Source organism: Stenotrophomonas maltophilia, from assembly GCF_039555535.1.
GTDB classification, from domain to species: domain Bacteria; phylum Pseudomonadota; class Gammaproteobacteria; order Xanthomonadales; family Xanthomonadaceae; genus Stenotrophomonas; species Stenotrophomonas maltophilia_Q.
Genome location: NZ_CP154630.1, coordinates 1892128 through 1910275 on the forward strand (window position 1 = coordinate 1892128; position 18148 = coordinate 1910275).

17 protein-coding genes are annotated in these 18148 nt (G+C 64.0%); 5 read left to right on the plus strand and 12 right to left on the minus strand.

The window, feature by feature from the left end; genetic code table 11:
* Window positions 1–258 precede the first annotated feature (258 nt).
* A complete protein-coding gene (locus tag AASM09_RS08730; RefSeq protein WP_049429711.1) occupies window positions 259–3012 on the minus strand; it encodes a UvrD-helicase domain-containing protein in 2754 nt (917 codons plus the stop codon).
* 298 nt (window positions 3013–3310) lie between these two features.
* Here AASM09_RS08730 and AASM09_RS08735 point away from each other — a divergent pair, with 298 nt between their 5' ends.
* Complete coding sequence (locus AASM09_RS08735) at window positions 3311–3703, plus strand: ankyrin repeat domain-containing protein (RefSeq protein ID WP_049429710.1); 393 nt, start codon at window positions 3311–3313, stop codon at window positions 3701–3703.
* Window positions 3704–3791: 88 nt separating this feature from the next.
* On the opposite strand, the gene AASM09_RS08740 is transcribed toward AASM09_RS08735, so the two are convergent.
* Together AASM09_RS08740 and AASM09_RS08745 are read right to left on the minus strand one after the other, a co-directional pair.
* Complete coding sequence (locus AASM09_RS08740) at window positions 3792–4112, minus strand: hypothetical protein (protein ID WP_049429709.1); 321 nt, start codon at window positions 4110–4112, stop codon at window positions 3792–3794.
* Between the two features lie 146 nt (window positions 4113–4258).
* A complete protein-coding gene (locus tag AASM09_RS08745; protein WP_049429708.1) occupies window positions 4259–5248 on the minus strand; it encodes an MDR family oxidoreductase in 990 nt (329 codons plus the stop codon).
* A gap of 102 nt (window positions 5249–5350) precedes the next feature.
* Here AASM09_RS08745 and AASM09_RS08750 point away from each other — a divergent pair, with 102 nt between their 5' ends.
* From AASM09_RS08750 to AASM09_RS08760, 3 genes are all read left to right on the plus strand, one after another.
* The gene (locus tag AASM09_RS08750) at window positions 5351–5698 is read left to right on the plus strand and encodes a winged helix-turn-helix transcriptional regulator (RefSeq protein ID WP_049429707.1); all 348 of its coding nucleotides are present in this window, start codon (window positions 5351–5353) and stop codon (window positions 5696–5698) included.
* Window positions 5699–5896: 198 nt separating this feature from the next.
* On the plus strand, window positions 5897–6760 hold the full coding sequence (locus tag AASM09_RS08755; RefSeq protein ID WP_049429706.1) for a Smlt3025 familytype IV secretion system inhibitor: 864 nt from the start codon (window positions 5897–5899) through the stop codon (window positions 6758–6760).
* A gap of 31 nt (window positions 6761–6791) precedes the next feature.
* Window positions 6792–8114, plus strand: a complete 1323-nt coding sequence (locus AASM09_RS08760; RefSeq protein ID WP_049429705.1) for a Smlt3024 family type IV secretion system effector — start codon at window positions 6792–6794, stop codon at window positions 8112–8114.
* A 69-nt stretch (window positions 8115–8183) separates the two neighbouring features.
* Here the strand turns inward: AASM09_RS08760 and AASM09_RS08765 are convergent, their stop codons facing one another.
* From AASM09_RS08765 to AASM09_RS08800, 8 genes are all read right to left on the minus strand, one after another.
* Window positions 8184–8381: a hypothetical protein gene (locus AASM09_RS08765; protein WP_080355030.1), complete on the minus strand. Its 198-nt coding sequence runs from the start codon at window positions 8379–8381 to the stop codon at window positions 8184–8186.
* Between the two features lie 115 nt (window positions 8382–8496).
* Window positions 8497–8874, minus strand: a complete 378-nt coding sequence (locus tag AASM09_RS08770) for an EF-hand domain-containing protein (RefSeq protein WP_049429704.1) — start codon at window positions 8872–8874, stop codon at window positions 8497–8499.
* Between the two features lie 27 nt (window positions 8875–8901).
* On the minus strand, window positions 8902–9294 hold the full coding sequence (locus AASM09_RS08775) for a hypothetical protein (RefSeq protein ID WP_049429703.1): 393 nt from the start codon (window positions 9292–9294) through the stop codon (window positions 8902–8904).
* 90 nt (window positions 9295–9384) lie between these two features.
* Entirely contained in the window at window positions 9385–11346 is a 1962-nt protein-coding gene (locus AASM09_RS08780; protein WP_049429702.1) for a MacB family efflux pump subunit, read from the minus strand.
* Window positions 11343–12533: an efflux RND transporter periplasmic adaptor subunit gene (locus AASM09_RS08785; protein WP_049429701.1), complete on the minus strand. Its 1191-nt coding sequence runs from the start codon at window positions 12531–12533 to the stop codon at window positions 11343–11345. Before AASM09_RS08785 ends, AASM09_RS08780 begins: the two co-directional genes overlap by 4 nt.
* Before the next feature lie 135 nt (window positions 12534–12668).
* Window positions 12669–13262, minus strand: coding sequence for a hypothetical protein (locus AASM09_RS08790; RefSeq protein ID WP_343368952.1), 594 nt, complete (start codon window positions 13260–13262; stop codon window positions 12669–12671).
* Between the two features lie 120 nt (window positions 13263–13382).
* Window positions 13383–14759 carry a sensor histidine kinase gene (locus tag AASM09_RS08795; RefSeq protein WP_049429699.1) on the minus strand — a complete coding sequence of 459 codons (1377 nt, stop codon included), beginning with the start codon at window positions 14757–14759 and terminating at the stop codon, window positions 13383–13385.
* Window positions 14759–15433: a response regulator transcription factor gene (locus AASM09_RS08800; protein WP_049429698.1), complete on the minus strand. Its 675-nt coding sequence runs from the start codon at window positions 15431–15433 to the stop codon at window positions 14759–14761. The genes AASM09_RS08795 and AASM09_RS08800 overlap by 1 nt, the downstream gene beginning before the upstream one ends.
* 210 nt (window positions 15434–15643) lie before the next feature.
* Between AASM09_RS08800 and AASM09_RS08805 the strand changes: the two genes are divergently transcribed.
* Window positions 15644–15925, plus strand: coding sequence for a hypothetical protein (locus AASM09_RS08805; RefSeq protein WP_049429697.1), 282 nt, complete (start codon window positions 15644–15646; stop codon window positions 15923–15925).
* 58 nt (window positions 15926–15983) lie between these two features.
* Here the strand turns inward: AASM09_RS08805 and AASM09_RS08810 are convergent, their stop codons facing one another.
* Window positions 15984–18125, minus strand: a complete 2142-nt coding sequence (locus tag AASM09_RS08810) for a TonB-dependent siderophore receptor (RefSeq protein WP_343368956.1) — start codon at window positions 18123–18125, stop codon at window positions 15984–15986.
* Between the last annotated feature and the right edge of the window lie 23 nt (window positions 18126–18148).

Below are 18148 nucleotides of genomic sequence, written 5' to 3' on the forward strand. Positions count from 1 at the left end.
ACTTGAGTATCTGTATCCGGAACTATATGCAATGCTTGCGTCTGAACGGCTGCATTATCCCGTAATAAGACGCGGCGAGGACGTGTGGGGACCTTGCGATACCCTGCAGCCTCGCCACCATCCAGACAAAAGCCTCGGTCCTGCCGGGGCTTTTTCGTTTCCGGAAACGCCATGCCGCGCATCATGCCGGGGGCGAAACCGAGACGGCGCCTGTGTGCCCTGATGCAGGTAGGCGCATGTGGATGGAGCGGGTTGTATTCATCCCCGGCGCCCACCCTTCGGCTTGTTATGGCACAGCGGATAGCTGGAGCACGATCTGAAAGCCCCGTGCGGCCCATTGCGGTCCACGAACACGCCCACCTTGCACACCGGGCAACGTTCTTCGTGGATGGCCACGCCAGACAGGCTCGTCACTTCCACCGCGCCGTCCCGCATCAGCTCATCGAGGAACGGCGAACGTTTCCCCAGCAGAGTGAACATCGCAACCGACCGCCGCGCTCGCGTCAGCGCCACATAGAACAACCGCCGTTCTTCGCTCAGTGGATAGGTGTCGCCATCCGGCATCGCCAGCGAAAGCACCGGGTCGTCCGACCGCAGGCTGGGGAAGCCTCGGTGGATCATCCCTGGCAGAATCACATAATCCGCCTCGCGCCCCTTCGATCGATGTGCGGTCAGAAACTCCACGTCCATCGTGCTGCCGAAGGCAGTCTTCCAATCCGGTGGCACCGCGCTGCGATCGGCGCGATACCGCCCCAGGATGAATACAGTCGCGCGCCCATTGCGGCCCTGCGGCACCGCGCCTGACAACAGCTGCTGATGCAGCCTGGCGAGGTACTGGCGAACGCCATCCTGCAGCTCCTCGCGACGATTCATCTGGAACGCTTGCAGCACTGGCCCCATTGCCGGTGCGGCAGAACGAACCGCCTTGGCAATCTGCGCTGGATTCCGGCTGACGAAACGGCTGGACGCATCGCAGAGCGCCTGGGGGCAGCGGAATGTCTGCTCCAGTTTCAGCACCTGGCCATGGCCCATCCACTCGCGGAATCGGGTCATCACCGAAACGTCGGCACCGGCGAAACGATTGATCGACTGCCAGTCATCGCCCACCGCAAACAGGTAGCGCCCCGGTTTACTGACCAAGGCGCGGCATAGGCGAGCGCGGGCGCGCGAGGCATCCTGGAATTCGTCCGCCATCACCAGCTCGTAGGGCGATTCATAGCGACCCTGTTCCAGCAGTCCGGCCGCCATGTTGAGCATGTCTTCGAAATCGATGCCGTGCTCGTCAGCCAGTGCGTTGTCCCAGGCCTGGAAAACAGGGCTGGCGATTTCCAGGAAGCGCCGATGCCGTTCCTTGAACTGGTCTTCGGGCATCTGTCGCAGGCGCTCGGCCATATCATCCAGCGTCAGGCAGTTGCTCTTGGCATGGGCAATGAAGGTGCGCATCAAGCCGATCAGGTCCGCGTCCGGCATGGGCTTCGCGCCCTGCTCGGGCAGCTCGCGGTCGGGGTTGGGGTCGAGTTCGACACCGGACTCGCCAAGCCTCTCCGCAAGATTCTGCAGGGCATGTCCACTGCGCAGGCCAAACGAAGTGGTCTCGACAAGGGCCGTGCCGTGCGCCGCATGCTGCTGACGCTTCCAGTGCATGCCTTCGGCGTAATGGGCGAAGTGCGCCGGCGGTTGGTCATCGGCATCCAGCGCAAAGTGCTCGTGATACAGGCCGGCGTCCGGGTAATAGAAGTCGGGGCGATACTGGCGATGGGTGTCGGTTGCCGTATCGAAATCGTAGCGCCGCTCGTAGTCGTACGTCACGCCGTTGTAGAAGAGCCAGTCGGCGATCACGCACTCTTCCAGGCTCTTCACCCGCTCACCCTGCAGGGCGCGGATGTAGGGCGTGCCATCGTGGTCGTAGCCGTCGGCCTCCATTTCCGCGCCGAATGGCGGCAGGTCACGCCCGAACACCAGGCGGAACATGTCCCATTGGGTGCGGAAGTGGGTCGAGCGGTCCTTCAGGTCGTCCACCAGTTCGGCCAGCTTGTTGAAACCCAATGTGGCGTCAGTGGCCCATTCCGGGATATCGGGCTTGCGCCCCGTGGCTTTGACGATGATGGCCAGACCCAGGGCGTGGAAGGTCCGGGCCTCAACCACGCTGTCGCCCATGCCGAGCCGATCGAAAGATCGCTGCGCGCGCTCCTCCAGCTCCTTGGCAGCGTCCTTGTTGAAGGCGAGCATCACGATGCGTTCGGGTTCGACAAAGCCGCGGTCAATGGCGTAAGCGGCCTTGGCGACCATGGTGGAGGTCTTGCCGGAACCGGCCGCGGCCACGACCTGGACTCGGTTGTCGAAGCAGATGACGGCGCGGGACTGTTCCTCGGTCAGCGGCTTGCTCTCGACCCGGTCCAGGAAGTCCTTGGCCAACACCAGCTCACGCCGGGTCATGGCCTCGTTGGCTTCGGCCCAGGCAGCGGACCAATCCAGGTTCCAGTCGCGCAGGGCGTCCAGCGCTGCGCGATGGCTGTCCGCGTGCAGGTCTTCATGCACGTCTTCATCGCGGAACAGCTGCTCCAGCTCCGGCGGATGCAGGGACAGGGCGGAGCGCTTCGCCAGCAGCGCCTGCTGCTGCTCGTGGGTGATCCAGCGGCGACCGGCATTGCCCCGGTCGATGAGGGCGTCCGCGTCGTTCAACCACGACTGGATCTGTTGCAGAACGTTGTCGAACAGGGCCTTGCGCCCACGCGTGGTTCGCGCAAAGAGGACGTGTTGCAGCGCAGCCGCAAGCCGCGACGCTTGTCCGTTGGGGAGCCCGTCTACGCACAGCCCAGAAGCATCGCCGGTCTGGAGCTCGACCCGTGACCAGAAGACCCCTCGCTGGACCTGCACCTTCTGCTCATCATCCACGCGCAGCCGGTACTGCTGGCCGGAGACACTGAGTTCAACGTACTCGCCATCAAGCCGCAGCGACCAATGGGGTGAACGGGTCACACGCCGGCCCCAGCCCGAGGAGCACCATTCCATAGACATCCAGATATTGCCTTGCAAGTGTCAATAGGGCTTATTGAGCCCCTAAGCCCACATGATAAGGGGCTTGGAAGCCGCCTGTGGTCGTCAGCTCGCGGATTGACCTCGGTAAGGGCTTCGCATACGCAGGAAGTGGTCTGTGGAGTCGCGGGGTGTCGCGCTTATCGCGTGCGTCCCGGATGTGCGCTCCGTACGTGCCACTATGCACCTGTGCAATGGTGTGCCACGATCCGGCGGCTCACTGCATGTTGAGTGGAAGCGGTGCTTGGAGAAGGGCTTGGGAGGGAATGCCCCGATGAATGCAGTGGATCCGGAATTGAAGAGGTTGCTGGCAAGGTTCGATGAGTGCCACACCTTCGAAGGCTGCCAGTTGACCAGTCCGGAAAGCCATGGGATCGACGACGATACGCCGCTGCATATAGCGGCGTTCAATAACGAAGTGGATCTACTCAAAGAGTTGATGCCGTTCGTCACCAATATCGACGTACTCGGGGATATTGGATTGACCCCGATGGCGAACGCGGTGATTAGTGAAAGCCTCGAGGCCGTTGTCTACCTTCTCTCCTGTGGTGCGGACCCCATGATCCTGGATGAAGTGGGCGATTCGGTGCTGGAGATCATGAAGAGGAGACCCGTCTTCAATCAGTTGGTTGAGCAGATCGAGAGCGAGCTGCCGGGGGCGGTTTGAGGCGGGCGAGGTGTGGGTGCTGGAGCGCGCTCGTGGCTCCGCAACCTGGGGCAGGCCGAGAAGATCACGGTGCTAGGATCGCGTGCCATCACTCGTAGGCGCGATCCTGCTTCGTTGGCGGTACTTCGACTACATCACCACGCCGGATCAGCTCATCCAGATCCACCGCCGAAGCGGCCAGGGCATCCTGTGCATCGAAATCCCACTTGTCCTTGTACTCGCGTGCCAGCAGGTCGCAGACCGCCTTGGCACGCGGATAGGCATCGTCCTTGCCCTCGCTCTGCTTCAGCGCATCGCGATGGATCTGGCACAGCATGAGCTGGTGCGCATCTTCGGCGCGCTCGCGCTCCCAGGTGATGTCGGGCAGGCCCGAAAGCGCAGCGGCAAGCGCGAATGCGGTCATTGGCATGTCAGGTGTCCAGGCGGCGATGGGAACCCGAGCGTATGCGAGCGGCGTTGGCTTGAGGCCACCGCCGCCCGCGTCGTTTCACTGCGTGTTCACCATTCGCCGCAGCATGGAAACTGCATCAAATGCAGTTGATCCAGACGATCTGCTCACGCATTCACATCCACCACAATCCGCCCACGCACCTTGCCCGGGATGATCTGGTCGTAGACGTCCAGCACCTCGGCAAGCCCGATCAGCTGCACGGTGCTTTCCAGCTTCTGCGGGTCCAGGTCGGTGGCAAGCCGGTCCCATGCACGCTGGCGCACGGCCTGCGGCGCATTCACCGAATCCACGCCAGCAAGCGTCACGTTGCGGAGAATGAAGGGCAATACCGAGCCATGCAGCTCATCACTCTGCGCCAGCCCGCAGGCGGCCACTGCGCCTCGGTATTTCGTCTCGGCAATGGCGTTGACGAGGGTGGGGCCACCCGCCACATCGACCACGCCGGCCCAGCGCTCGGCACTCACGGGCCGCTCGCGCGGTTCTGAAAGCTGCGCGCGGTCGATGATCTCGGCGGCGCCCAGGCTGTGCAGATACCCGGCGTGTTCAGGTCGCCCGGTGGCAGCCACTACGCGATAGCCAAGCTTGGACAGGATCGCCACCGCAATCGAGCCGACGCCGCCGTTGGCGCCGGTGACCAGCACATCGCCCTTCCCGGGCGTCACGCCTGCATCTTCCAGTGCCAGCACGCACAGCATGGCGGTATAGCCTGCTGTGCCGATGGCCATTGCGTCGCGGGTGCTCAGGTTGGCGGGAATCCTGTTGAGCCATTCGCCGCGAACACGGGCACGCTGGGCGAGGCCGCCGTGGTGGCCCATGCTGAGATCCCAGCCGTTCAACACCACGCGGTCACCGGGTTGGAAACCGGCATTGCCCGATTCCAGTACAACGCCAGCCAGATCGATGCCAGGGATCAACGGGAACGTCCGGATCACCGGGCGCGTGCCGGTGAGGGCCAGCGCGTCCTTGTAGTTCAGCGTGGAGTACTCGACCTGCACCAGCACGTCGCCATCCATCAGGTTGGCTTCATCGAAATCGACCAGCTCCGTGGATACGCCGTCGTTGGTTCTGCGCGTCAGCAGTGCCTTGAAACTCATGGTGCGGTCTCACGTTCAGTGGATGAGCCCATGCTAGGCTCGCACCGTTATCGCAACAAGAACGATGATTTTCCGTAGGTACTATGGTTTTCCGGAGTATGCATGCGTAGCAGGCGTTGGGACGGCAAGAGCGGTTGCGCGGTGGAAGTCACGCTGTCGGTGATGGGCGGCGTGTGGAAGCCGATCATTCTGTTTCACCTGATGACAGGCAAGCGACGCTTCATGGAGTTGACGCGGCGTGTGCCCAACGCCACCCAGTCCATGCTGACCAGCCAGCTGCGGGAACTGGAGGCTGACGGCGTGGTGATCCGCCACGTGTACCCGGAAGTACCGCCGAAGGTGGAATACGAGCTTTCCGAATTCGGGCGCACGCTGGTGCCGGTACTGCTTGCCATGCGCGAGTGGGGTGAAACCTATCGCGGCCATAAAGGCACGAACAGCGACGGCTGAGGCGTGAAGCGGCGAGCCGAGCGTCGCCGCCATGGCGCTTGAACCCCTGCAGCATTCCGGAGGCCGCGGCAATAGCCGAAGTACTGCAGGCAGCGCATGTGGAGCGCTGCCTCGCTCCGTGAAGGGCGGTGATGCGGTTCCTGTTCCGTTGACGCCCGGTTCCCTATAGTGGCCCCGGAACCCTGCAATGGAATGCCCATGCACGTGATGTCCCCCAGCCGTTGCCTGACGCTTGCACTTGCCGTCGTAATGAGTGCCGGCGCGTGTGCACGGCCACCGTCCACCGAAAACGAAAGGAATCCCGCCATGTCCGGCGCAACCCAGACCGGCCGCACGATCAACGGTCACACCTATACCGATGCCCCCGTGGACGTGAAGCTCGGGCCGAACACTTTCCGCATTCCGGCCAACTACCTGGACAGCCAGATCGCACCGTGGCCGGGCGAGGGGGTGACGCTTGTCATCGAGTGGCCGGACATGACGCCGACGGCGCCGGGTGCCCGCGCCAATCCGCGCACGAATGATTTCCGGAAGGAGATTCCCATTCGGATCAACTACGTTGATCGCGTTCCCGTCGAAACACTGCTCTCAAGGCTGTCGTCAAATGAAGCCATCACGGAGGAGGGTTCTGTGGAAAGGGAGGATCCCAGGGACCGTCTCGACCAACGCGTCGCACAGCCGGAGACCTTGGGCCTGACGCCCTATGCAATCGATGAAGCGAAGATGGTGGTGTACGCGAAGAAGCATGAGGCGCGGTACGGAAAGCCGCCTGTCCGCAATCCCGCCTACGAGAGAGACTGGTACATCGCACGCCAGGGCGACGGCCGGATCAGCTCGTTCGTCAAATGTGACGGCGAGGAATTCCGACGCGACGGCGTGCGGCTGGAGGGGCGCGAGGTGATCAGTGAGCCTGGGGAAGTAGCAGCCGGCTGCGTTCATTACTTCGTGGACATCGACAACAAGCTGTCCGTCAGCCTGGACTACAAGAGAGCGTTTCTGAAGGACTGGAAGCGCATGGAAGAGGCCGTCAGGGACGTCATCGCGCGCACCCGGTCCAAGTGATCGGTGATTCAAGGAAGAGAAGAGGCAGGGTATGAGTGGATTGACCGAACGCGATCTGAGCGTCCTTGGAAACTATGCCAGAGACGGCAACCGCGAGCTTTACTGGAACTACCTGTCGCAACTGCCGGGAGCCGATGGGTACGGGACACTGGCACTGGGTGTTGTACGCAATGACAGCCTGCCGGGACGCGTCGCGAACACCTATGCACAGAACTATGCGAAGACCCAGCAGGAAGAGGGATCCCGGTTTTCAAATGCACAGTTGACCGAGCGGCAATGGGAGTCCTTTGGGCAGACCCTGCTCGAAAGAGATCTTGAGTTGCGGCAGCAGTGGATGAACGAGCGCCGCCCAGACCTGGCACTGAATCTCCCCGGCAAGGATGTGATGCTGGCCCACGACCGTGCATTTGAACGGCATGAACTCGATCCCAACTGCTGGACGCCGCGCGTGTTGCTGCAGGCGGCTGAACAGAAGAGCGGCCACGAGAAGCTGGAACAGATCTGGACCAACATGCTCAACAACGACTACGCCGGCGGCCCGCGCGTGGGCAACACCAGCGTCGATGCCATCAGCCAGATGGGATGGGCGAAGGGCGGCCAGTACCTGACCCGGTTGAGCGTGCTGGAAGCCACCCAGATACTGGAAGGGCGCTCGGCGGTCGATCCGAACGTCATCGGTGGCAACAGCTACTACGCGATGTACTTCGAGGCGGACAGGAAATGGGCCAGCGTCAGTTCCGGCGGCGGCCACGTGTCGATGCGCGAGATCACCGACCCCACCCGCATCGCCGAGCTCAACGACGCTCGCGACGTCCGCCTGGAGCGACAGGAGAAACGTACCCGGTTCCACCCGGATGACCCGTATCGGACCATAACCCGCAGCCCGCTTACCGCAGCAGTGGACGACATGCCTGATCCCTCGTTGGCACCGACTCGCCTGGCCGACATCCGTCCAGGCCACCGTGAGTACGCACTGATGCAGCAGGTACGCGAAGGCGTGGCCGCGATCGATGCCAGCGCCGGGCGTACCCACGATGAGGACAGCGAGCGTCTTGTGGCGAGCGTGATGGCGTTGGCCCGCCGCAACCAGCTTGAACGTGCCGACCATGTGCTGCTGAGCGCCCAGACCGCCGACAGTCCCGCAGGGCGGAACGTGTTCGTGGTGCAGGGCGGGATGAACGATCCCGCGCACCTGCGCGTCTCGATGCCCACTGACGTGGCGGTGCAGACCCCGGTTGCGCAGTCGCTGCAGCAGATCGAGGCCGCAAGCCTGGACCGCCAACCGGCGGCTGTGCAGCGGCATCAGGACATTGACGTGCAGGCCCGCGAGAGCCCTGGGATGCGGATGGGGTGAAATCACAGCGCCGGGCCGCCAATGCCAGCCCCCGGATGGGGGCCGGCACGCATCACGGCAACGCGTGACTTACGGGATGGTGCAGCCGCTGTTTCTCAGGCAACGTGCAAACGCCGGGTAGCAGACGTTCTCACCATTGCCCGCCGCCAGACAAGCATCGTAGGCGGTGTAGCACGGGGTACAGCGGGACTGCGCGGAGGCACTGCCGATTCCCAGGGTCAGTGCAGCAGCCGCAATAGCAACAGACAGCTTGAATCCAATCTTCATGCTTCACTCCGTTGATAGCCCTCCTTGGGCACCTCGGAGGCTATCGTGGGAAGAGGGTGTATTCAACCCGCACTGCGTCCGGATGGGCATCCATCCTCAGCGCCCCGCCCCGGATTTACTTTGTTGGCGCGTCTGAAGTCTGTGCGGCCACCATGGCCTGCTGCATTTCCTTCAGCGACAGATAGCCATCACCATCGGTGTCCAGGCCCGCAAAGTACTTCGCGATCTCCGGCACCACGGTGGCCTCCTCTTTGCTGATCCTTCCGTCCTTGTTGGTGTCCATGGCAGTGAACGCAGCGTCGATCGAATCCGCCTGCTTGCTGAAGCGTCCCTGCTGGAACTTCGTGTACTCGGCCTTGTCGACGCGTCCATCCTTGTTGGCATCCATCGCGGTGAACGTGGAATCGATGTAGGCCTGTTTCGGGTTGGCCGGTGCGGCCCCGGCAAGCAATGGGGTAGCGCACAGGGCAATCAACAGAGCAGTTCTGGTCATGGGGTGTTTGTCCTTGTTGAGGGTCAATCAGCGGCAGGGATAGGTGTAGCCGTCGGCGCCGCGATAGGTATCGTTGCGGCGGTCGTAGTTGCCGTAGCGGTTCATGCAGTAGTCGGCGCGTTCGCGGGTCTCGCGTTCACGCTTGGCGGCTGCGGCGATCACGCCGGCCACCACCGCCGCACCCACCACGCCCACCACCACGCCGGTGGCTTTGGCGTCATGCCGGCGCTCGCGTTCCCGCTCACGTTCGCGTTCACGACGCTCCCAGGCATCACGATCGCGATCACGGTAGTCCTGGTTCCACTGCGGGGCGTAGCGATCGCCTCGTTGCGCATGGGCGTCGCTGGAGTAGGGCAACAGCACAAGCAGTTGTACGGTTGCTGCCAGCAGTAGTGCGGTTCTTCCTGGTTTCAGAAACATCGTCCAGCTCCTGTGCGGACATTGTTGGTAGCTGCAGTACACATCGCAGACATTGCGCGAACCTGCCGTCACTGCTGGCAGATGCCGTGGCTATCGAACCAGTGCTTCCACCGGGTCCAGCTGGGCAGCGCGGCGTGCGGGCAGGAAGCCGAAGCCAATACCAATCAAGCTGGAACAGGCGAATGCGGCCAGAATCGAATGGACGGAGAACACCAGGCTGAAACCCGCGTCGGCCAGTTCCAGGGCCGCGCCCAGTGCCAGGGCCACGCCGATGCCGAGCACGCCACCGAGCAGGCAGACCAGCACCGATTCGATCAGGAACTGCTGCAGGATGTCGCTGCGGCGCGCGCCCACCGCCATGCGCACGCCTATCTCGCGGGTGCGCTCGGTTACCGACACCAGCATGATGTTCATCACGCCGATCCCGCCGACCACCAATGCGATGGCCGCGATGGAGCTGATCATCATGGTCAGGATGCCGGTGGTCTGTTCGATGGATTCACGGATCTGCGCGTTGTTGCTCATGTAGAAGTCGGTGCTGCCATGGCGCCGCGTCAGCAATCGTGCGATGGCCTGCTCGGCCGCTTCCATGCTGATCGCATCGGAAACGCGTACGGTGATGCTGGACACATGGCTCTGCCCCAGCATGCGTGCCATGGCGGTGGTGTAGGGCAGCCATACCCGCAGCAGTGACGCATCGCCGGCAGCACCGGCATCCTTCTTCACCACGGCCACGATGCGCACAGGCATGTTGCCCAGCAGCAGGGTCTGGCCGATGGGATTGTCCGCAGCAGCGAAAAAGCGGGCGCGGGTATTGGCGTCGATCACCACGACCTGCTGGTAGCCGCTCACACCCGGTGGGCCGAAGAAGGCACCTTCGCCAAGCTTCAGGCCATGCACGCGGAAGTACTGCTCGCTTACGCCCTGCACCTGCACGCTGGCCGAGCGGTTACCGCGCAACGCGGTGCCGGTGGTGGCAACGCCGGGCGTGGCGCTGTCGACGAACGGCTGCCGGGCCAGGGCCACGCTGTCGCCGGGGGTGAGCGTTTCCACGCGCGCCGAGTGCAGGTCGCCAAAGCCGGATCCGGGATAGATCTCGATGGTGTTGGTGCCAAGGGAGGCGATGTTGGACAGGATGGCCTGCCGTGCGCCGGTGCCCAGCGCTACCACCGACACGACCGATGCAATGCCGATGATGATGCCGAGCATGGTCAGGAAGGTGCGCATGCGATGCGCATTCATTGCGCGCAGGGCCATGCGGAAGGCTTCAGCGAACCGGTCCCGCCAGACCTGCCAGCCGCCCGTCGTGCGCTGGGGCACGGCGGGCGTCGCCACGCCCGCTGCCGAAACAGTGCCGGTTGCACGATCATCCACAATCCGACCATCGCGTATCTCGATGATGCGCTGCGCATGTTCAGCTACGGCCATGTCATGCGTTACCAGCACCACGGTATGGCCCTCGGCATGCAGTTCGCCGAGGATCTTCATCACTTCCTTGCCCGAATGTGTGTCCAGCGCACCTGTGGGTTCGTCGGCGAAGATCACCGCGCCGCCATTCATCAGTGCGCGCGCAATCGAGACGCGCTGCTGCTGGCCACCCGACAGTTCACCAGGAAGATGCTGCATGCGCTCGCCCAGGCCAAGCCGCGACAGCAGCGTGGCCGCGCGCGCATGGCGTGCCTCGGCAGGCATGCCGGCGTAGATCGCGGGCACTTCCACATTGCCCAGTGCAGTCAGGTCGGTCAGCAGGTGATAGCGCTGGAAGATGAAGCCGAAATGCTCCCGGCGCAGCTCGGCCAGTTCATCGGGCGACATCTGCGCAGTCTCGCGCCCGTCGATCTGATAGATGCCAGTAGAAGGGCGATCCAGGCAGCCCAGTATGTTCATCAGCGTGGACTTGCCCGAGCCGGACTGGCCGACGATGGCGACCAGTTCACCTGCATGGATGTCCAGGTCGATGCCGTCGAGTACCACCAATGTCTGCTCGCCTGCAGCAAACTCGCGGCGTACGCCGCGAACGCGCAGCAGTGGCTCGGTCGTGGTCGTACTCATTTCGGCTGCACGGGTGCGATGGTGGCTTCGTCGCTGGCCTGCGCCAGCACGACCTGTTCGCCTTCCTTCAGCCCGCTGCGCACTTCTACCTGGATCTGATCGTCCAACCCGGTGGTGATGCGCCGGGTGCTGGCATGGCCGTCGGCGCCACGTACCAGCACGCTGTAGCTGCCATCGGCGGCGCGCGCGCCCAATGCGGCCGAAGGAATGGTCAGTACGTCGTTGGCGCGGCCCAGCACGATGCGAACCTGCGCGGTCATGTAGCTGCGCAGGCGTCCGTCGGCGTTGTTCACGTCGAACTGGCCGTTGTAGTACATGGCCGCGCGGCTGCCGCCCGACGCTGCTGGTGAAGCCAGGCTGGAGCTGTCTTCATTGGTGATCGATTCCGGGGCTGGTGCGATATCGCGCAACGTGCTGCTGTAGCGGCGGCCGGCATCACCCAGGATGGTGAAGAATGCTTCCTGGCCAACCGAGGTGTGAACGACGTCGGCCTCGGAGATTTCCGCGTATACCGTCATCACGTCCTGGTTGCCCAGCATCACGATGGTCGGTGCACTCTGTACTGCGTTCACGGTCTGCCCCTGGCGCGCGACCACGGCCAGCACGGTGCCGTCGGTGGGAGCGGTGATGCGGGTGTACTCCAGATTGGTTTGTGCGATATCCACATCGGTCTGTCGCCGCACAACCTCACCGTCCAGGGCAGCAATCTGTTCCCGGGTGGCATCGACCTTGGCCTTGGCTGCATCGAAGTCGGCGCGGGCCACCAGTTGCGAGGCCACCAGTTGCTGCTGCCGATGCAGTGCCAGCTCGAACTGGCGCAGGTCGGTGGCCAGCGCATCGCGGTTGGCGCGGGCAGTGCGCTGTGCGGCCTGCGCGCTCAGCAATGCATTGCGCTGGGTACGCGAGTCGATATCGGCGATGGGATCGCCTGCTTTCACCTTGTCGCCCAGCTTTACGTGCAGGGTATCGATGCGGCCGGAAACCTGGGCGCCAACGCTTACCAGTCGCGAGGGCTTCAATGTGCCGGTGGCTTCCACCACCTGTTCGATGTTGCCGCGACCGACCGGCGCAACCTGAAGTTGCGGTGGTGGCGCGGGCCGAAACCATGCAAACAGAATCAGTGCGCTGCACAGCAGGGTGGCAGCAACGATGAGCGCACGGCGACGCTTGCGCGGTACGGCGCTCATCGGAGCAGCATCCAGAAGAGACGGTTCATTGGTGGTCCTCGCGACAGAAGAAGCGCACGTCTGTCGTGACAGACGTGGATGGCCGTCGAGTCTCGATGCGCTGGGTTGCGTGAACCTTGCGGGTCTATCGCTGTGTCAGCCTGCGGCAAGAAGGGCAATCAGTGCCATGGCGATGAACTGCAAGGCGCTACCGAGCACCAGCAACGCGTTGCGCAGCCGCTGGCCTGCCATTCGCGCACCGAAGAGTTGACTCACCGTGCCGGCCAGCAGCCAGAAGAACGGTGAAACAGGCAGCTTCGCCATCCCTGCACCGATGGCGATCAGAAGTGAACTGGCGATCATTATTCCGGCGGCGTGGCCATCCAGAAAGCGCACTATCGGCGGAATCGCGTGCGTGGTTGCCGCTCGCCACGCCGCCAACCCATGCAACGCAGCATGCACTGTGACGAACAGGAACACGGCGGCGGCCGCCGCTGCACTGGCGTGCCGATACGTAGAAGCCACCAGCGCAATGCCGGGAAGCAGCAGAAACAAGGCGCCGAACAGCCGCATCAATGCGCCAGCGCGCTCGACGTCGGGAATTGCCCGCAGCCAACGCGGCCAATGTTCCAGGCCGAGCGCGCGGCCATTGCGTGGGCGGCGATTCCATGCAGCAGCCGTGATGTCTGGCGAATTCGGCGGTGGCACGGCGCGGGTGGAAGAGGAGGGTGGAGGAGCTCCCTGGGTCACATGCAGGCTTCCTGTCAGATCGGAATGCGGTGGCACGGCAGCTGCCACTCCCCCGATGCTGTGCAGCGAACATTGCCGCAACCTTGCCTGTCCTCGCGGCCGTCCACGCACGGACAGGCGTCAGTTATCCTCGTGCATGCGACGTTCCCGGTTCTCCGAGGGTGGCGAGTGGGTCACGCCGGGATGCAGTGGAAACTCAACACGGATCAAAGCACCACCGCCAGGAGCATCCAGAATCGTGACGCGGCCGCCATGACGGTCGATCACCTGACGTACGAGGTTCAGCCCCAGGCCCGCGCCTGTCTGTCGTGGCCGCAGCCGCTGGAAGGGTTCGAAGACGCGCTCGCGCTGGTCGAGCGGTATGCCGGGGCCGTCGTCCTCAACCTCCAGGCAGCTGCCCTGCACGCGCACGACGATCTGGCGCCCGCCATGCTCGGCAGCATTCAGTACCAGGTTGGAGATCACACGTTCCACCGCGCCGGTCTCGCCCAGCACCGGGAAGTGGGGTTCCACCGCCACGGCTACGGACTTGTCTGACTGGATCAACAGCGGCGCCAGATCAGCGACCACCCGTTTGGCCACCCGCGCCAGGTTGATGGTCTCCTTCGGCCCGTCCTCATCCATGCGGTGCAGATCCAGCAGCTGCTCTGCCAGCGTCGCCAACCGTGCCACTTCCACGGCCAGGCTGCGCGAGGTGGCATCGTCGGCCGCATCGACCTTTACCCTCAGAATCGCAATGGGTGTGCGCAGCTCATGTGCGGCGGCGGCAATGAAGCGGCGTTGCCGTTCGTGCCCTTCGTCCAGCCGGTCCAGCGCTTCATTCACCGCTGTCACCAACGGAGCGATCTCTACCGGTACAGCGGTTTCTGTCAGGCGGACACCGCGGCGGCTGGCGGAGATGTTGCGGGCTTCCTGCGCGATGCGCTCCACCCCGGCCAGGGCCCGTCTCACGATGACCGGTGTCAGGACGATGGTGGCCAGGCCCAGCAGCAGGAAGATCGGCAGGGTGATGATGTGTGCCGCCAGCGCCATCTGCCAGGTCAGCGTATCGGTTTCGCCGTGGGCCATGATGGTCAGCTTGCCGGCCGGGCCGCTGTGCTGGCGGACCACGACGGCCAGGCCATCGCTGCGATCGCGGCCACGCAGGTCGCCAAAGGGGATGCCATCCAGTGCACCTACCAGCGAGGCATAGGCCGACGGCACAGGTCCGAACGTAACGTGGTGGCCGTGCTCATCCTCGGCGATGAACCATGCGCCGGGAACGGTTTTCAGCAGTTCGGTCAGTTCCGGCGTGTGCTGCACGTACAGCTCGCCATTGCGGTCGCGGTGCACCGCCTCGGCGGCGACCGGCGCGAAGGTCTGGATGCTGTAGTAGCCACCGCTGTCGGCACGTATCAGCACCATCAGCAGCGCGAAGAACGCTACCAGCAATGCCAGCAGCTGATAGATCAGCGTTTTGACGATCAACGGGCGCTTCAGCGATGGACGACGCGCCATTACTTGGCTTCCCGCATCAGATAGCCGACGCCCCGGATGGCGTGTATCTCTACTCCTGCGTCGGCATCGGCCAGCTTGCGGCGAAGGCGCGAGACATGCGAATCGAGCGTGTTGGAATGGATGCCGTCATCGAATCCATACACTGCCATTTCAATCGACTCGCGCAGCACGGTGCGGCCCAGCCGCCGGGCCAGCGCGGTCAGTACACGGATTTCGCGGCGCGGCAGCTCCAGCCGTTGCCCGCCCACGCTGGCCTCGCCCGAGGCGGGATCGAACAGGAGCCGGCCGATGCTTATCGGCTCTACCTGCATGCCGCCCGGCCGGCGCCCTGCAGCGCGGATGCGGGCGAACAGTTCCTCCAGTGCGAAGGGCTTGGCCAGATAGTCGTCCGCGCCCTCATCCAGGCCGGCGATGCGGTCCGGCAGCTGCCCCAGCGCGCTCAGCACGATGATCGGCACCCCAGGGTTGCGATCGCGCAGCAGTGAAATCAATCCCAGGCCGTCGCCGTCGGGCAGCGTGCGGTCCAGCAGCACCAGGTCGTGCGATCCGTACAGGGCCGCTTCGCGGGCCAGCGCCAGGGTGTTGGCCAGGTCCACCACATAGCGCTCGCGCTGCAGGGCGGACTTCAGGGTGGCGGCCAGTTCGGCTTCGTCTTCGATCAGCAGGATGTGCATCGGCAGGGCTTGCGCAGGAAGGGGGCGTGGCCGGGCGGTTCGGCACGCGCCGGCACCGTATTACAGGAACATTGCGTGAACATGGCGTGCCTTCCGGATGCCCCGCAGGTCCCTTGTGCCGCATGAAAAATGGCATCGGCGCAAGGTTCGCGCAATCCGGGCACTCCAGCCTTGGCGCCCTCCCGCCGATCCCCAACCCCTGGAGTACCCATGAAGTTGTTCGTTCCGTTGTTGTTCGTGACCGCGCTGAGCGGCTGCACCACCGCCAGGATGACCGTCACCCCCGATGGCCGGCGTGGCGTCTCCATCGATTGCAGCGGCTCCAGTTCCTGGAGTGGCTGCTACGAGAAGGCCGGGCAGATGTGCCCCGGTGGCTATGTGGTCTTCAGCAAGGATGGCGACGACGGCAACGCGATCGCGGTGGGCAACAAGAACGGCTTCACCTCCACCCAGATGGCCACCCGCTCGATGCTGGTGGCCTGCTCGCACTGACGCCAGCAGGGGAGGTGGGCAGCCACCTCTCCCTGTCATCATGGTTCGCAGCCCTGCCTCAGAAGCTGTAGGCCGCCTGCACATACACCCGTCGTGGCTCGCCGGGGAAATGCCCGTTGCGTTCGATGAAGCCACTGGCCGCATATACCTTGTCGAACAGGTTCTTCACATTGGCCTGGAACTGCCATTGCTTCCACGTCGTCTTCCAGCTCATGTCGAACACCGTGTAGGCCTTCACCGCCTGCCCATCCAGGCTGACACGCTCGCCCACATGGTCTGCTCCGAAGCCGATGGCGGAGTTGATTGCCGGCAGGTCGTAGCGGGTCCACAGGCCCAGCTTGTTGCGGGGCGCATTCGCGAAGCGGTCGCCGGAGGCGTTGGTGATGCCGTTCGGGCCGGCGTCCTTCACCCGCGCATCGTTGTAGCCGTAGGTCAGGTTCAGCACCCAGCGCTCGGTGAGGTCGGCCAGCAGGTCCAGCTCCATGCCGGTACTGCGCACCAGGCCCAGCGCGGCCAGCTGGTTCACGCCACCGATCACTTCGCCGGTGGCCTGCACGATGTTGCTGCGGTCGATCCGGTAGGCCGCCATGTTCAACGTCACGCGGTCGGCCAGCAGGGACTTCATGCCCACTTCCCACTGCTTGCTGCGCTCGGCATTGAACGGTCCGCCGGCCGCCGGATTCTGGTTGGCGGCACTCTGCGGCACGAAACCACTGGCGACGTTGGCGTAGAAATTCATGCCTTCGCGCACGGTGAACGTGCTGCCCAGCCGCCAGCTGATGTCGTTGCCATCCACGCTGCTGCCGGCGATGCGATCCTCATCCTTGAAACCGTCCCAGCGCAGCCCGGCCAGCACATGCCAGCGCGGGCCCAGTGCCAGCTCATCCTGCAGGTAACCGCCATAGCGTTTGCTGCGGGTGGACGTGCTGCGCCAGGGCAGGGCGCCCAGGGTGTAGTCATGCCAGGTGCTGGCGCCGTACACCGGATTGAACAGGTCGATGCCGCGCACCGGCCCTGCGCCGCGCGCAAGGTCAGCGCTGTTGGCGGTCTGTGCAGTGAAATCCGCATCCAGCTGGTACACATCGGCGCCGAACAGCACCTTGTGCTCCACCGCGCCGGTGGTTACCCGCCAGACTGCATTGCCGTTGGCAGTGAACGCCTCGTTGTCACGGATCTGGTTGCGCAGCTGTCGGGTCATCCATTCGGCCACACCATCGCGGTCGCGATCGATCAGGCCCATCGGCTCGTGGTACATCTGGTGTTCGTTGTTGCTGAACCAGCGGGCGGCGAAGTCCACGTCCAGGGTATCGAGCGGCGCGAAGCGATACTGTGCCAGCGCCACCTTGGCGCGCATGTCGAGAAAGTCGCTGGCTTCGTTGTGGTTCCACCGGCGGTCGGTCAGGAACGTGCCCGCATCGTTGACCGGTACGCCGCGCAGGCGGTTGCCGCCAAGATTCTGGGTGATGTCGGTGAACTGCAGCACCAGTTCGCCGGTCCGGCCCCCGTCGAAGGCCAGCGAGGCATCGCCGATCACACTCTCGCTGTCGGTGTTCCAGCGCACGCCCTTTTCATTGTCGGCATAGAGCCCGGCGCGATAGCGCACGCTGCCGGTGGCATTCAACGGCCCGGTACCCTCGATCGATCCGGCACGGAAGTCGTTGTCGCCCAGCTGGATCTCGATGCGGCGCTCGGCAGCGGCTTTGGGCTTGCGGGTCACATAGTTGATGACGCCACCGGCATCTCCGCCGCCATACAGCGCTCCCGCCGGGCCCTTCAGCACCTCCACGCGCTCGATATTGAACAGCTGCGGCACCGAGAAGCCTGCATAGGGATCGCCGCGCAGGCCGTCATACAGCACGTTCTCCTGGCGGAAGCCGCGCAGGGTCACCCCGGCATAGCTGAAATAGCTGATGCCGCTGATGCTGCGATAGAGATCGGTCACCTGGCGCGCGGCCTGGTCGTCGATCAGTTCACGCGGGATGACCTGGACCGACTGAGGGACCAGTTCCAGCGGCGTATCCGTGCGGGTGCCGACTGCGGCATCGTCCACCCGATAGAGCGTCTGTGCACGTCCGCGGACTTCGACCTTGTCCAGGTCCCTGGGTGAGGTCGTCGAGGTGTCGGCAGCCTGGGCGAGGGATGCCAGGGGCAGGGCCAGTGCCAGGCACAGGGTGCGTTTCTGGGTCGTGGGGAGGGGCATGGGCGGAGGTTCGCGTGGATGCA

Bases quoted from the DNA above. Each gene is read 5' to 3' on its own strand.
- AASM09_RS08730 (WP_049429711.1), bottom strand. From the start codon at position 3,012: ATGGAATGGTGCTCCTCGGGCTGGGGCCGGCGTGTGACCCGTTCACCC.
- AASM09_RS08735 (WP_049429710.1), top strand. From the start codon at position 3,311: ATGAATGCAGTGGATCCGGAATTGAAGAGGTTGCTGGCAAGGTTCGAT.
- AASM09_RS08740 (WP_049429709.1), bottom strand. From the start codon at position 4,112: ATGCCAATGACCGCATTCGCGCTTGCCGCTGCGCTTTCGGGCCTGCCC.
- AASM09_RS08745 (WP_049429708.1), bottom strand. From the start codon at position 5,248: ATGAGTTTCAAGGCACTGCTGACGCGCAGAACCAACGACGGCGTATCC.
- AASM09_RS08750 (WP_049429707.1), top strand. From the start codon at position 5,351: ATGCGTAGCAGGCGTTGGGACGGCAAGAGCGGTTGCGCGGTGGAAGTC.
- AASM09_RS08755 (WP_049429706.1), top strand. From the start codon at position 5,897: ATGCACGTGATGTCCCCCAGCCGTTGCCTGACGCTTGCACTTGCCGTC.
- AASM09_RS08760 (WP_049429705.1), top strand. From the start codon at position 6,792: ATGAGTGGATTGACCGAACGCGATCTGAGCGTCCTTGGAAACTATGCC.
- AASM09_RS08765 (WP_080355030.1), bottom strand. From the start codon at position 8,381: ATGAAGATTGGATTCAAGCTGTCTGTTGCTATTGCGGCTGCTGCACTG.
- AASM09_RS08770 (WP_049429704.1), bottom strand. From the start codon at position 8,874: ATGACCAGAACTGCTCTGTTGATTGCCCTGTGCGCTACCCCATTGCTT.
- AASM09_RS08775 (WP_049429703.1), bottom strand. From the start codon at position 9,294: ATGTTTCTGAAACCAGGAAGAACCGCACTACTGCTGGCAGCAACCGTA.
- AASM09_RS08780 (WP_049429702.1), bottom strand. From the start codon at position 11,346: ATGAGTACGACCACGACCGAGCCACTGCTGCGCGTTCGCGGCGTACGC.
- AASM09_RS08785 (WP_049429701.1), bottom strand. From the start codon at position 12,533: ATGAGCGCCGTACCGCGCAAGCGTCGCCGTGCGCTCATCGTTGCTGCC.
- AASM09_RS08795 (WP_049429699.1), bottom strand. From the start codon at position 14,759: ATGGCGCGTCGTCCATCGCTGAAGCGCCCGTTGATCGTCAAAACGCTG.
- AASM09_RS08800 (WP_049429698.1), bottom strand. From the start codon at position 15,433: ATGCACATCCTGCTGATCGAAGACGAAGCCGAACTGGCCGCCACCCTG.
- AASM09_RS08805 (WP_049429697.1), top strand. From the start codon at position 15,644: ATGAAGTTGTTCGTTCCGTTGTTGTTCGTGACCGCGCTGAGCGGCTGC.
- AASM09_RS08810 (WP_343368956.1), bottom strand. From the start codon at position 18,125: ATGCCCCTCCCCACGACCCAGAAACGCACCCTGTGCCTGGCACTGGCC.